Genomic DNA, 14169 nt, shown 5'->3' on the forward strand with positions numbered 1-14169 from the left:
AGTATTTTTTTATACATTTTAAAGCATGTTTAAAAAATCAAAAGAGAGAAAACGTATAAGATGTATTTTACTGTCAGATAAGGATACATTTTGTACGTTTTTTTGTTTATGGACTTGATTTTTTGCGCTATATGATATAGTCTATATAACACAGAAGATATCTTAAAAGAATGGGATGATAAATATGAGAATAAAACTTGATTTTAACAGCCCGGAGGCAATCTACATACAGCTTCGCAATCAGATTGTCATGCAGATCGCGCAGGAACAGCTCCATGAGGGGGATTCCCTTCCTTCTGTGCGTGGCTTAGCAGGAGAACTTGGTGTGAATATGCATACGGTGAATAAGGCATACGCCATGCTGCGCCAAGAAGGCTATCTGAAGCTTGATCGAAGAAAGGGAGCAGTCATTTCTGTACAGATTAGTGACAAATCAGAAGAGATGATGAAGGTGAATGGATACATGCAGATGATTGTAGCACAGGCAATCTGCAAAGAGATTACAAAAGATGAGATGAAACAGTTAGTAGAGGAAATGTATGACACATTTCTTATGATAGAAGAGGAAGAATAGAAAGCGAGGATAGGAATGAGAACAGAATATAATAACTATGCTTCCCAGGCATTGGAGAAAGCAGCGCAAGATGCAGCTTCATGCCACCAGAAATATATAGGAACCGAACATCTTATTCTGGGACTTTTAGCACAGCCAGATTCTCTTTCTGGACGAGTACTTTATGAGAATGGTCTTAACTATGAGAATTTTTTAGAGGCAGTATTGGGAGAATCAGCAGCATTAGGAGATAATGCGAATCAGACGTTTCTCGGATACAGTCCTAAAGCAGAACATGTTCTTTTGACAAGCGAAGAAGAAGCAATTCGCATGCATGCACAGCAGATAGGGACAGAACATATTTTACTTGCGATCATCAAAGAAAAAGATTGTATTGCGCTTCGTTTGATGAAAGGCATGAATATTAATCTAAAGAAAATTTATGTAGATGTTTTAGTTGCGACAGGGGTAGATTCAACGAGAGCACAGAAAGAATTCCAGTCACTTACTGCACCAAAGAAGGCGAAAAAAAGAATTCTATGGTCGCAGCATATTGTGTGGATCTGACAGAGAGGGTAAAAGAAGGGAAGTTAGATCCGATTGTTGGAAGAAGCCAGGAAATTGAGCGAATGATTCAGATTTTAAGCCGCCGTACAAAGAATAGTCCCTGTCTTGTCGGTGAGCCGGGAGTCGGAAAAACAGCAATCGTAGAGGGGCTTGCACAGTGGATCGTGCGTGGAGAAGTGCCAGAAATGCTTTGGGACAAAAAGGTAATGACATTAGATCTTCCAGGAATGATTGCAGGTTCTAAATACAGAGGAGAATTTGAGGAGAGAATTAAAAAACTCCTTCAAGAAGTGATTTCCAGAGGGGATATTCTTTTATTTGTTGACGAGATTCACACGATGATTGGAGCAGGAGGAGCAGAAGGCGCGATTGATGCTTCTAATATTATGAAGCCATTTCTTGCCAGAGGAGAGATTCAGTTAATCGGTGCGACAACTCGTGAGGAATATCGAAAATATATTGAAAAAGATGCCGCTTTTGAAAGACGTTTTCAGCCAGTTGCCGTAGAAGAGCCAACGAAGGAAGAGGCAGTTGCAATTCTTAATGGCTTAAAGGAAAAGTACGAACAGCATCATCATGTTCATTATACTGCCGGAGCAATTCAGGCAGCCGTAGAATTATCAGAACGATATATCAGTGACCGTTTTCTTCCAGATAAAGCGATTGATGTTATGGATGAGGCTGCTTCTAAAAAGAGAGTCGGCTTATACACAATGTCTGATGAAATGCGGGCATTAGAAGAACAGTTTGATAAATATGGAAAGCGAAAAGAAGAGGCACTTGCGGAGGGCAATCTGCGCAAGGCCAAAATGAATAATACAAAGCAGAAAACAGTACTGGAAAAACTCGAAGAACAAAGAAAAGTCTGGGAGCAGAAAAAAGCAGTCAGCCGTGTTAATGTTACAGAGAATGATGTAGCAGAGGTTGTTTCTTCCTGGACAAAGATTCCGGTAACTCGTATCAGCCAGAGCGAATCACAGCGTCTGCTTGGTCTTGAGGATACGTTAAAGAAAAGAGTAATCGGGCAGGATGAGGCAGTAAAGATGGTTGCAAAAGCAATCAAACGTGGCCGTGTTGGGTTAAAAGATCCGAAAAGGCCAATTGGTTCTTTTATGTTCTTAGGACCAACTGGTGTAGGAAAGACCGAACTTTCCAAAGCACTTGCTGAGGCATTATTTGGCGATGAAAATGCGATGATCCGTGTTGATATGTCCGAGTATATGGAAAAACATAGCGTATCCAAACTCATTGGTTCTCCTCCAGGATATGTGGGATATGAAGAAGGTGGACAGCTTTCCGAGCAGGTACGCCGCCATCCATATAGCGTTATTTTATTTGACGAGATTGAAAAAGCACATGGCGATGTATTTAACATTTTACTTCAGGTACTTGATGATGGACAGATTACCGATTCGAATGGAAGAAAGGCAGACTTCAAAAATACTGTTATCATTATGACTTCCAATGCCGGAGCACAGCGAATCATGGCACCGAAGAATCTTGGTTTTATTACAGAAAGAAGTGCAAAGGAAGATCATGAGCGTATGAAGTCCCATGTAATGGAAGAAGTGAAGCAGATCTTTAAACCAGAATTTATCAACCGTGTGGATGGTATCATGGTATTCCATACATTAGAAAAACCAGAACAGAGGAAGATTGTAGAATTGCTGTTAAAAGAACTTTCTGACAGACTTTCAAAAAATCCAGGCTTCACTTTGGAATTCTCTGATAAAGTAGCAGACTATGTCCTTGAAAAAGGATATGATCCACAGTATGGAGCAAGACCGCTTCGTCGTGCTATCCAGAATGAATTGGAAGATTTTCTGGCAGATGAATACCTCGAAGGCCACATTAAAAACAATGACAGAATTCTTCTCGATATTAACGATGGAAAGCCAGTTGTTAAGAAAGCAGAAAAGAAGAAAAAGTAGAAAAATACAACAAACACACTCTAGATAATCTGCAATAGAAATTTTGTAAAATAATTTTTAATAATTATGTGTTTTTTGTAGAAAAATTTCCCGTTTTCTTGTATAATAACGGTAACTTGACAGATATAAATACGGAGGATATAACAATGGCTAACGTAAAAGAATTATTAAAAGCAGAAGAGAATGGAAGTTTAAGCTTTGGAGATTATAGTCTCACACAAAAGACAAAGCTTGATGATTTTTCATTTGAGGGCGATACATATAAAGTAAAAACATTTCAGGAGATTACCCGCTTAGAGAAAAATGGCGGTGTTGTATATGAATCTGTACCAGGTTCTGCTGTACATGGTTACAAAGAAACAGAACGCCAGATTGTGTTTGAGACAGAGGCAGCGGATGACTTACAGATTACTCTTGAAGTAGAACCTGAAAAGGAATACAAAGTATATGTTAACGATACTAATATTGGCAAGCTCAAATCCAGTCTCAGCGGAAAAATCAGTTTCAGCATCGAATTAGATGCAGGAGAAACAGCAAAAGTCCAAATAGTAAAATAGATGGTGGACAAATTTTATTCGTTGGAATGACAGACGAACCCTTACAATGAAATAATCCATTTCTGTGACTTTAGTTGCGGCGTGTTGAATGCTTGCTTTCGCGCTCGCATCCAACACTTGCTCCGAGACCACAGAAATGGATTATTTCATTGTAAGGGTTCTGTTTTTGGCTGTCCGGGGTGAATTAAATTCGTGGAGAGAAGATTTGGGGGCGAAAGCTTTTGGCTTCTGTTTATTAAAATTGGAAAGGAATTATCTATGGCAAAATCAAAGGCAAAGACCGTATTTTTTTGCAAAGAATGTGGTTACGAAACACCCAAATGGATGGGACAGTGTCCCGGTTGTCATCAGTGGAATACGATGACAGAGGAGAAGGTAAGTCCGGTGTCTAAAGGGACTGGAAAGAGAGGAGATAATCTGCCTCGTCAGGAGCTTACAGGATTATTTGAAGTATCTATGGAAGAGGAAGATCGGTCAAGCTCCGGAATTCCAGAACTTGACCGGGTTCTTGGTGGGGGAATTGTAAAGGGGTCGCTTACGTTAGTAGGTGGTGATCCGGGAATTGGAAAGTCTACTCTACTCCTGCAGATTTGCCGTTATCAGGCAAACAGTGGGAAAAAGGTTGTTTATGTTTCAGGAGAGGAATCTTTAAAACAAATTAAGATGCGTGCACAGAGGCTTGGCGGATTTAAGCAAAATGTTTTTCTTCTTTGCGAGACAGATATTAATGCGGCGGCAGAAGCGGTAAGAGAAGCAAAACCGGATATGGTTGTAGTGGATTCTGTACAGACAATGTACAGCGAAGAAATTACTTCTGCAGCGGGAAGTGTCAGTCAGGTGCGAGAGGTTACTTCTGTGCTGATGCAGCTTGCAAAAGTAGAGGGAATCGCTGTATTTTTAGTTGGTCATGTTACAAAAGAAGGTGTCGTTGCCGGACCGAAAACATTGGAGCATATGGTGGACACCGTTCTTTACTTCGAGGGGGACCAGACGGCGATTTACCGAATCCTTCGAGGCGTAAAGAATCGTTTTGGCTCGACGAATGAGATTGGTGTATTTGAGATGAAAGAGCAGGGACTCGTCGAAGTGGAGAATCCATCCAAAGTAATGCTTGATGGCAGACCGACGGATGCGTCAGGTTCCGTGGTTGTCTGTTCAATGGAGGGAACTAGACCACTGTTAATCGAGATTCAGGCATTAGTCTCTCCGACAAGTTTTAATATGCCAAGACGTACTACGGTTGGAATTGATTTTAACAGAGTAAATCTCTTACTGGCAGTTCTTGAGAAAAAGGCAGGAATGCAGCTTGGAGGCTGCGATGCCTATGTTAATCTTGCCGGAGGAATGAAACTTGGAGAACCGGCAATTGACCTTGGAATCATCTGTGCAGTTGTATCAAGTTATCGCAATCTTCCTGTTCATGAGGGAACATTGATTTTTGGTGAGGTAGGTCTTACTGGAGAAGTTCGTGGTGTCAGTCATGTAGAGCAGAGACTTGCCGAAGCGATTAAGATGGGATTTACCAGATGTATTATGCCAAAAACGAATGCCGAAGTACTTGGAGATAACATTTGTCAGAAGATTCAGGTAATTGGTGTATCTAATGTGAGAGAAGTCATTCAGGTGTTATGATTTTTTGCAATATTTATGAAAAAAGATAGAATCATTGAAAAGGTATTTCGTATATTTTAAGAGTGAGTTAAAAAAATAAAAAGTAATTTCCCGCAAATTGGAAAATATATCTTGTAAAAAGTATTTTTTTAATGTACGAGAATGCTCACGCAAATTAAGATAAAAGTTTTCTATGTAATGCAAAAAAATACAGGGAAGAATTGTAAACGTACGGAGGAACTTTATATTTTTAACTAAAAAGCCTACAATACGATAGGATTTAATCATTGCTTGTATTTTATCAGTATGCTATAATCTCCATATGCATATCTGTTTTAGAAGATGCAGTATAGAAAACGGAGGAATAGAAATGTTTAGTTTTGATTATGTGAAGGATTTTGATCCAGAAGTTGCAAAAGCAATGGAGGACGAGCTTGGAAGACAGAGAAATAATCTGGAGCTGATTGCCTCAGAAAATTTAGTATCCGAAGCAGTAATGGCAGCAATGGGAAGCCACCTTACAAATAAATACGCAGAAGGATATCCAGGAAAACGTTATTATGGTGGATGTCAGTATGTAGACGTTGTAGAGAATCTGGCAATCGAAAGAGCAAAAGAATTATTTGGCTGTGAATATGTTAATATTCAGCCTCATTCCGGCGCACAGGCAAACATGGCAGTATTTTTCGCAGTAATGAATCTGGGAGATACTTACATGGGAATGAACCTTGACCATGGCGGACATTTAACACACGGAAGTCCTGTAAATATGTCTGGTAAGAATTATCACTGCGTACCTTATGGTGTAAATGACGAAGGTGTTATCGACTATGATAAAGTAAGAGAAATCGCTTTAGAATGTCATCCAAAGATGATTATTGCCGGTGCAAGTGCATACGCAAGAAAGATTGACTTCAAGAGAATGCGTGAGATCGCAGATGAAGTTGGAGCAGTATTAATGGTAGATATGGCTCATATCGCAGGTTTAGTAGCTGCAGGTCTTCATGAGAGCCCAATCCCATACGCACACGTTACAACAACAACAACTCATAAGACACTTCGTGGACCAAGAGGTGGTATGATTTTATCAAGCGATGAAGTGAATAAGAAATATAACTTCAACAAAGCTATCTTCCCAGGAATCCAGGGTGGTCCTTTAATGCATGTAATCGCAGCGAAAGCTGTATGTTTAAAAGAAGCATTAACACCAGAATTTAAAGAATACCAGAAACAGATTGTAAAGAATGCTTCTGTATTAGCAGATGCATTAATCGAAAGAGGATTTGATATTGTATCTGGCGGAACAGATAACCATCTGATGCTTGTAGACCTTCGTAAGATGGGACTTACAGGAAAAGACATGGAAAAATTATTAGATTCCGTACATATCACATGTAACAAGAATACAGTACCTAATGACCCACAGTCTCCATTCGTAACAAGTGGTCTTCGTCTTGGAACACCTGCTGTTACATCTAGAGGATTAAAAGAAGACGATATGGTACAGATTGCAGAGGCAATTAAGCTTACGATCATCGACCATAAACTGGAAGAGGCAGAAGCAATCGTTAAGTCTCTTACAGAAAAATATCCAATCTATCAGGGGGATAAATTCTAATTGCCGCAGGCAAGGTAGACGTTCCCAAAGAAAGAAAAGACCCTATATCAGTGACTCTATCACTGATATAGGGTCTTTTCTTTCTTTGAGAGCTGACTTTGGATGTTGGAACAAAGTTAGAATTTATTCTATGCCTTCAGTATTCTTCATATGATTTTGATTCCAAAATACGCATTTGGCGAGGATGTGCATATTAAGTAAATGTATCTTCTGATGCAGTGGCATACAGATGAAAAGTACAGATAGCCCCTAATCATTATGCTATGTGTCATAAATGATTGAAAATAAGTGGAAATTGTTAAAGAAAAACATTTTATATAGAAAATTGATCCAATATATGCTATCATAAATATGCTTGTAAAAAACAAGAATTAATGAAAGTATTACATAAAGTTATGAATAAATATTTATAATTCGAAGGGGTAATCAAAATGGAAGCATGGAATATAAGTTATATATATACCGTTATTTTTATGATGCTGATTAATAATATTCTGGTATATGTGCTTAGCAGGACACCGGGATTTGGCAAATCAGAAAGGTGGATTCTGCAATTGCTGATTGCCGTCTGTGTCTGTGATTTATCGGATGTGTTTGGAATACTATTTAAGCAGACTGCAGGGAGGAATGTCCTGTTTATATTAGATGCGGCTTTTATCTTTTCTGTAGCCTCTATATCGTTGTTTTTCCTTTGCTATAGCGAAAATATATATGGCTCGGATATGTTTAAAAAGCGTATACCTTTGATTACGATACATATACCAATTGATGTACTTTGTATAATAATAGTGGCATCTTATCGGACAGAATGGATTTATAAGTATCCACAGATTTTGATGATAGCTAATATTTATAATGCATATTCTGTTTTGCTTAGTTTGTGGAGAATTCATAAAGAAAAAAATGCAGAAAAAAGGAAGGTTTTATGGCAGCCAGTTTTTTACATTGTTCCATTTTTTATTGGGATTTTCCTGCAGTGTTTCTTTAATACAATGCCGTGGGCCAATACTTCTCTTACAATAACGATTTTGCTGATTTTTGTTAATAATCAGCAGCGTCTGTTGCAAAAAAAGACACAGGATGCAGAGGCAGCGGTACGGGCAAAATCGGAGTTTTTATCCCATATGTCTCACGATATACGAACTCCAATTAACGGCATGATGGGAATGCTTGATATTGCACAGGCACATCTTAATAATCCGGAAAAAATGGATTTATGCCTTTCAAAGATGCGTGGGGCAGCCGATCAGCTTTTGTCTCTGATTAATGATGTTCTTGACATGTCAAAAATTGAGACGGGAAGTATTCAGCTTGTGGAAGAGCCGTTTGATATGATAAGACTTTTGAATGGTACGCTGGCAGTTCAGGAGATTATTGCTTCCGAAAAGAGTCTTACGATCGAGCAGGATATAGAAGGAGCGATAGAGCATCCATGCGTCTGTGGCAGTCCGAACTATGTTCGTTCTATTTTAGTAAATATTATAAGTAATGCGATTAAGTATACAAATCCGGGGGGAGATATTTTTGTTTCGGCAAGAGAGTTATCCTGTGATGGAGAATATGTAAAGTTTGAATTTATTGTTTCGGATACAGGAATTGGAATGAGTGAGGAATTCGCAGAACATATTTTTGAGCCATTTACACAGGAACATGCGGAGAATCGCTCTAGTTATCAGGGGACAGGGCTTGGTATGTCTATTGTTAAGAATCTTATTAATAAGATGAAAGGAACCATTACCCTTGAGACAAAGCAGGGAGAGGGAAGTACTTTTACGATCACACTTCCTGTAAAGCTTGATACGGTCTGTTTCGAAGAAACAGAGACAGAAGAGGAAGAAACTTCTATAGAGGGAATGAAGATATTGCTTGTAGAAGATAATGACTTAAATCTTGAAGTGGCACAGTATATTCTTGAAGATGCAGGAGCAGAAATTATAGTTGCCAGGAACGGTTTAGAGTCGGTAGAACTTTTTGAGCAGTCAGAAAGTGATAGTTTTGATGTGATTTTGATGGATGTTATGATGCCGGTTATGGATGGACTTACAGCAACGAAGAGGATTCGAAAGCTGAAAAGAAAGGATGCCAGAACGGTTCCAGTCATTGCTATGACTGCCAATGTATTTAACGAGGATATTATTGCTGCCAAGGAGGCTGGAATGAATGAACACATTGCAAAGCCATTAGACTTTGACAAGCTGATACATACCCTCGCAAAATATTTTTTAAAAATGGATAAAAAATTAATATCCTAATTCTTCTCCTACCATGATAACATGAATTCTATCAGGATAACGTGACATTCTTGTTGTAACGAAAAGGTCACAGATTGAGGATGCAGACATACATTCTCCGCAGATGCCTGTCTTGCTGCATGGATTAGTAAGTCCAAGACGTACACAGTTTGGCGGGCAGGCATCCTGACGGATTCGTTTGTAAGCGGCATCTACAGAAGGAACTAACTTATTCATACCAGTAATAATTACCACATGCTTTGGACCGTAGCAAAGTGCACTGACACGGTTTCCGTTCCCATCAATGTTGACAAGCTGTCCGTCGATGGTAAATGCATTCGTACTCATAAGATAATAATCAGACAGAATTGCCTTTGCGTGAATCTGTCTTTTTTCATCTTCTGTTTTTGCAATACTGCGGTCAATAAAGGTGTAATCTTCAGAATGGTTCTTTATGTAATCGAGCAGACCCACTTCTCCTAAAGTAGCTGAGCCTCCACTTGCAATGACAGAACCCTTTTCAATAATGGATAAAGCTTTTGTTAAAGCTTCCTCTTTTGTAGAACAGTAATAAGCATTAAAGTGTCTGCGCTCCATCTGTTTGATTACATGCTCGGCCTGAATAGCCCATGCTTCCTGCTTTGGTGTCATAGTAAGTAATCCTCCTTTTTGTATACGTTTTTGAGTATATTGTGAGATTATTTGTAGTAATTTTCAGCGATGCAGATTAGATTAAATGTAGATTATCAGTAAAAATACTTGCTGTATAACTGAAAATTACTATAGTTATTGAAAATAGTATATCATTTTTTTGAAAATGAGAAAAGAGAAGAATTTCCGCCAGAGTATTTTTCAAACACGCTCTAAGGTTCACAGAATAAAAAAATTATGTTATAGTAGTTTGCGTTACATAAATACATCCAGAAAGAAGGGAATTCAATGAAAAAGTTAATTATAGCGGAGAAACCGTCTGTGGCAAAAAACATTGCGGATGCCACCGCTTCTTCCCGGCGGAATGGATATTTTGAAGGGCAGAATTATATAATTACTTGGGCATTTGGCCATCTTTTGCAGCTCTATGATGCAAGAGATTATGACCCGGAGATGCGAAGCTGGAAGATTGAGAAGTTTCCCTATATTCCGGAAAAGTTTTTATATAAGATAAAGTCTGATGGAAAGAATAAAGATAAACCGGATAGTGGTGTTGTCCAGCAGATGGATATTATAAAAAGCCTGATGGAAAGATCGGATGTAGAGGGAATTATTTCTGCAACGGATGATGACAGAGAAGGGCAGATCATCGCAGATGAAATTATTAATTACATTTCCCCACAAAAGCCGGTAGAACGAATCTTATTAAATGAGTGGACAGCAGAGGAAGTAAACAGAGGGTTACAGAATTTAAAGCCAAATGAAGAAATGAAATCATTGCAGGACGCAGGTTTTGGCAGGCAGATTGCAGACTGGCTTATTGGAATCAACCTTACTTCAGTTGCTACCTTGAAATACCGTAACCAGAAAAATATCCGTCTGTTGAATGTTGGAAGAGTGCTGATGCCGACACTTAAGATAATCTATGACAGGGATAAAGAAATTGCGGACTTTAAAGTGACAAAATATTATAAATTAAAGGGCATTTTTCAGACGGAAGACAAAAAGAAGTTCGACAGTATTTATTATATAAAAGCTGGGGAAAAGTTCGATAATCCCGAAGAATTAAAAGAGATTCAGGAAAAGATTAAAGATAAAAATGGTGAAGTTGTTTCCAAAAAGATAACAAATAAGAAAGAGTACCCTCCCTATCTTTTTAATCTGTCAGGTCTTCAGGGCTATATAACTTCAAAATATAAAGGGTGGACTTCTGACAGGGTATTAAAGACGGCACAGCAATTGTATGAGAAAAAGTTTATTACTTATCCAAGAACGGCGAGTGTTGTCCTTGACGAAAGCCTCAAGGAAAAAACAGCTAAGGTTCTGAATATCCATAAAAAAAGCTGCCCTTATGAAGAGATGATACAGTTTAAAAGTACAAAGCGCATTTTTGACAGTAAAAAAGTAGAAAGTCACTCAGCGATTATTCCAACCTACATGCAGCCAGGAAGCTTAAATGAGTCAGAACGAATTGTATATGAAGCTGTGAAAAACAGATTTTTAGCACAATTTATGCCAATCGCAGTTGCAGAAGATACAGTACTTCACATAAAAATGCAGAATACAGATATTCCGGGAGAGTTTGTCGCAAAAGGAAAGGTACAGCTTGAAGCAGGCTGGAAATTAATCGAAGGTATTGATGCCAAAGAAACAATTCTTCCAGCAGTGAAAAAGGGAGATGTTCTGCCTCTTATAAAGTCAGAAATTAACGAAGTAGAGCGAAAACCACCAAAACCACATACGGAAAAGACACTTCTTAAAGTTATGGAAACCTGCGGGAAGAAATATGAGGAAAAAGAAGAAGAACAGATGATGATGGCCATTTTGAGTGGATTTAGTATCGGTACACCGGCAACCCGTGCGGAAACCATTAAAAAGTTAAAAGATGCGGGATATATTAAGGCAAAGGGCAAGAGCTTAAGCTGTACAGATTTAGGAAAAATACTTGTAGAAACATTTCCGGCAAGAGAACTTTTTGATCTGGAATATACAGGCCGTCTGGAAAAAACATTGTCAGATATTGAGCGAAAGAAATTTACAAAAGACGATTTTCTCGCAATGATAGAGCAGTTTGTCATTGAATCTGTTGACAAAATAAAGAATGATAAAGTATTCGGCGGGCCTGTTACATTAGAACCTTTGCACACGGAACCTGCCGGTATCTGTCCGGAATGTGGGGCTCCAGTTGTAGAGACAGCAAGGGCATTTGGCTGTTCAGGATGGAAAAAAGGCTGCAAGTTTGCCATCTGGAAAGATGACCGTTTTATTACCTCTCTTGGAAAAAAAGTATCTTACGAGATGGTAAAGATTTTGCTAGAGCATGGAAAGGTAGGCTTCAGAGGCTGCGTAAGTAAACGTGGCAATAAGTTCTCAGCTTATTTTTACTATGAAAAAGATGAAAAGACTGGAAGGTATAACTGGAGGCTTGAATTTATAGATACAAATCCTCCACAGGCTTGAATTTATCCTCTTACAGCAAGAAGACTCCGACCTCTAAGGTGGGAGATTGGGAGATAAATTGCGTCTGCTACCTACTTGATAGAGCATCCTAAATATAGTATAGTATCATTAGTCGCATAATAAAAAATTGAGATACAATAAATTGAGATAATAACGCACATTTAGTATTCTTACTATACTATCATCTTGTGATTGTGGTCAAGTATCGCAGGTGGGTTTTCGCGGAAAAGGAAGAGGCATGGTGGCAAACAGAGCATATAAATTCAGAATATACCCGAATGATGAACAGAAGATTTTATTTGCTAAAACTTTTGGCTGTGTGAGAATGGTATACAATCATTCCGTGGGACACACGGGGATAGCTCGCATATGCTTAGCATATAGTGTTATCAAACGAGAACCAAACTTGCCGAGGTTGGGAAGCCCCACCTCTACAGGTGGAGAGGATGTCACAAAGAGATAGTAACATAGATATAAATAGAAAGGAGAGGCTGTTTGCAGCCAGAAAAGAAAATGAAACGATTAGAAAATAGGGAATTATTTCAGGATTTTAACAGAACAATCGCATCTGTATTATTTGAGGAGAACACCTATCCGTGGGAAGTTCTTCCAAAGATTCATGACTTCATTATGGAAGTAGGAATGCTTCTTTCCCAAGATGAGTATGAAGAAGTAAAAGAACATGTGTGGGTAGCAAAATCTGCTATGGTTGCGCCAACAGCGTATATTAATGGCCCGGCAATTATTGGTCCGGATGCAGAGATTCGCCACTGTGCCTTTATCCGTGGCAACGCTATCGTAGGAGAGGGAGCTGTAGTAGGTAATTCTACTGAACTTAAAAATGTTATTTTGTTTGATAAAGTACAGGTTCCTCATTATAATTATGTAGGAGATTCTATTCTCGGTTATAAATCCCATATGGGAGCAGGCTCTATTACTTCTAATGTAAAGTCTGACAAAAAGTTAGTAGAGGTTCATTTAGATGATACAAAGATTGAGACACATATGAAGAAGATTGGAGCAATTCTTGGAGATTATGTAGAAGTTGGTTGTGGTTCTATATTAAATCCAGGAACTATCGTGGGAAGACACAGTAACATATATCCATTATCCAGCGTAAGAGGATATGTTGCTGGCCACTCCATCTATAAAAATAAAAACGAAGTAGTCCAGAAAGAAGAATATTAAGAAAATCAGAGGACATCATGAAAAGAGGAAGAAGAAGTAAATATGTAGTTCTTTTGATAAGTCTGGTATTGATATTTTCTCTTACCGGCTGTAAGGCTTCAAAGAAAAAGGTACTTGAGTCAAGTTATTATAAAGAACTGCAAAAAGAAAATAAAAAGCTGAAAAAACAGAATAAGTCCCTGAAATCAAAAGTAGATGCAGAGAACGACATGACAGAGGATGAGCAAAGAGCCAGTGATTACCTTGAAAAGATATCTCGGGATCATCTTGTAAAACTTGAAGTGGGCTATGCTGACAACATGGATGGCAGTGAATTTATAGAGGGAGAAGCAGTATTTTCTTTAGCAACAACTATTGCGTCAAGAGCAGATAAAACAACAAAATATACGCCAGATGAGGTGAAGGAAAAGTACGGGCCAGGATACGAATATATCCTTTATGATGAAGATAATGCTATTTATGAAATCATGGTATATGGCGGTAATTACATTGTGTTTACTGATTTGCCGAACAATGTTTATTATGCCTATAATGCTTCCGCTATCGGCGATGCATTTTTACATTTCAGAAATGGCTATCCAAACTCCAAACTATTCCATCGCTTAGCAGATGCACCTTTAATTATCAATGATAAAGGAAGATGCTATGAGAACGAGGCTGCTTCTTCTGTTGCAACCTATATTGACCAGATGAGTAAGAAAAAGTCGAATGAAGCCCGTGCAAAGAAAAAATGGGGCAAAAAAGCGGCAAAAAAAGTAAGTAAAGGCAGAACCTATACTTTTTACCATCATGGAAATACAAT

The 14169-nt window shown here is 38.5% G+C and carries 10 protein-coding genes and 2 pseudogenes; 11 read left to right on the forward strand and 1 reads right to left on the reverse strand.

Features of this window, described 5'->3' with window-relative positions; all coding sequences use genetic code 11:
* Positions 1 to 184 precede the first annotated feature (184 nt).
* From EUBHAL_RS08345 to EUBHAL_RS08375, 6 genes and pseudogenes are all read left to right on the forward strand, one after another.
* On the forward strand, positions 185 to 574 hold the full coding sequence (locus EUBHAL_RS08345; RefSeq protein WP_022170412.1) for a GntR family transcriptional regulator: 390 nt from the start codon (positions 185 to 187) through the stop codon (positions 572 to 574).
* 15 nt (positions 575 to 589) lie between these two features.
* Positions 590 to 3051 (forward strand): annotated as a pseudogene (locus EUBHAL_RS08355) (ATP-dependent Clp protease ATP-binding subunit).
* 146 nt (positions 3052 to 3197) lie between these two features.
* The gene (locus EUBHAL_RS08360) at positions 3198 to 3608 is read left to right on the forward strand and encodes a hypothetical protein (protein WP_022170414.1); all 411 of its coding nucleotides are present in this window, start codon (positions 3198 to 3200) and stop codon (positions 3606 to 3608) included.
* Between the two features lie 258 nt (positions 3609 to 3866).
* Positions 3867 to 5240, forward strand: a complete 1374-nt coding sequence (gene radA / locus EUBHAL_RS08365) for a DNA repair protein RadA (RefSeq protein WP_044922720.1) — start codon at positions 3867 to 3869, stop codon at positions 5238 to 5240.
* Between the two features lie 349 nt (positions 5241 to 5589).
* The gene (gene glyA, locus EUBHAL_RS08370) at positions 5590 to 6837 is read left to right on the forward strand and encodes a serine hydroxymethyltransferase (protein ID WP_044922713.1); all 1248 of its coding nucleotides are present in this window, start codon (positions 5590 to 5592) and stop codon (positions 6835 to 6837) included.
* A 431-nt stretch (positions 6838 to 7268) separates the two neighbouring features.
* Positions 7269 to 9089, forward strand: a complete 1821-nt coding sequence (locus EUBHAL_RS08375; RefSeq protein ID WP_005348009.1) for an ATP-binding protein — start codon at positions 7269 to 7271, stop codon at positions 9087 to 9089.
* On the opposite strand, the gene EUBHAL_RS08380 is transcribed toward EUBHAL_RS08375, so the two are convergent.
* Positions 9078 to 9719 (reverse strand): lactate utilization protein, encoded by a 642-nt coding sequence (locus EUBHAL_RS08380; RefSeq protein WP_005348011.1) that lies wholly within the window; start codon positions 9717 to 9719, stop codon positions 9078 to 9080. The genes EUBHAL_RS08375 and EUBHAL_RS08380 overlap by 12 nt on opposite strands.
* A 288-nt stretch (positions 9720 to 10007) precedes the next feature.
* On the opposite strand from EUBHAL_RS08380, the gene EUBHAL_RS08385 reads away from it, so the two are divergent.
* The 5 genes and pseudogenes from EUBHAL_RS08385 to EUBHAL_RS14840 form a co-directional block, all read left to right on the forward strand.
* Positions 10008 to 12179: a type IA DNA topoisomerase gene (locus tag EUBHAL_RS08385; RefSeq protein ID WP_005348013.1), complete on the forward strand. Its 2172-nt coding sequence runs from the start codon at positions 10008 to 10010 to the stop codon at positions 12177 to 12179.
* A gap of 146 nt (positions 12180 to 12325) precedes the next feature.
* Positions 12326 to 12400 (forward strand): annotated as a pseudogene (locus EUBHAL_RS15685) (IS200/IS605 family transposase); the annotation flags it as partial.
* A 17-nt stretch (positions 12401 to 12417) separates the two neighbouring features.
* Positions 12418 to 12642, forward strand: coding sequence for a helix-turn-helix domain-containing protein (locus EUBHAL_RS17240; RefSeq protein WP_044922715.1), 225 nt, complete (start codon positions 12418 to 12420; stop codon positions 12640 to 12642).
* A gap of 50 nt (positions 12643 to 12692) precedes the next feature.
* Positions 12693 to 13367 carry an acyltransferase gene (locus EUBHAL_RS08395; protein WP_005348016.1) on the forward strand — a complete coding sequence of 225 codons (675 nt, stop codon included), beginning with the start codon at positions 12693 to 12695 and terminating at the stop codon, positions 13365 to 13367.
* A gap of 17 nt (positions 13368 to 13384) precedes the next feature.
* On the forward strand, positions 13385 to 14169 hold a 785-nt coding region (locus EUBHAL_RS14840; RefSeq protein ID WP_005348018.1), incomplete at its 3' end, for an FtsB family cell division protein.

The sequence above is a fragment of the Anaerobutyricum hallii DSM 3353 genome (assembly GCF_000173975.1).
GTDB lineage: Bacteria > Bacillota > Clostridia > Lachnospirales > Lachnospiraceae > Anaerobutyricum > Anaerobutyricum hallii.

Coding starts and splice junctions, on each gene's coding strand:
- glyA (WP_044922713.1), top strand. CDS start 5,590: ATGTTTAGTTTTGATTATGTGAAGGATTTTGATCCAGAAGTTGCAAAA.
- EUBHAL_RS08375 (WP_005348009.1), top strand. CDS start 7,269: ATGGAAGCATGGAATATAAGTTATATATATACCGTTATTTTTATGATG.
- EUBHAL_RS08395 (WP_005348016.1), top strand. CDS start 12,693: ATGAAACGATTAGAAAATAGGGAATTATTTCAGGATTTTAACAGAACA.
- EUBHAL_RS08345 (WP_022170412.1), top strand. CDS start 185: ATGAGAATAAAACTTGATTTTAACAGCCCGGAGGCAATCTACATACAG.
- EUBHAL_RS08385 (WP_005348013.1), top strand. CDS start 10,008: ATGAAAAAGTTAATTATAGCGGAGAAACCGTCTGTGGCAAAAAACATT.
- radA (WP_044922720.1), top strand. CDS start 3,867: ATGGCAAAATCAAAGGCAAAGACCGTATTTTTTTGCAAAGAATGTGGT.
- EUBHAL_RS17240 (WP_044922715.1), top strand. CDS start 12,418: ATGGTGGCAAACAGAGCATATAAATTCAGAATATACCCGAATGATGAA.
- EUBHAL_RS08360 (WP_022170414.1), top strand. CDS start 3,198: ATGGCTAACGTAAAAGAATTATTAAAAGCAGAAGAGAATGGAAGTTTA.
- EUBHAL_RS08380 (WP_005348011.1), bottom strand. CDS start 9,719: ATGACACCAAAGCAGGAAGCATGGGCTATTCAGGCCGAGCATGTAATC.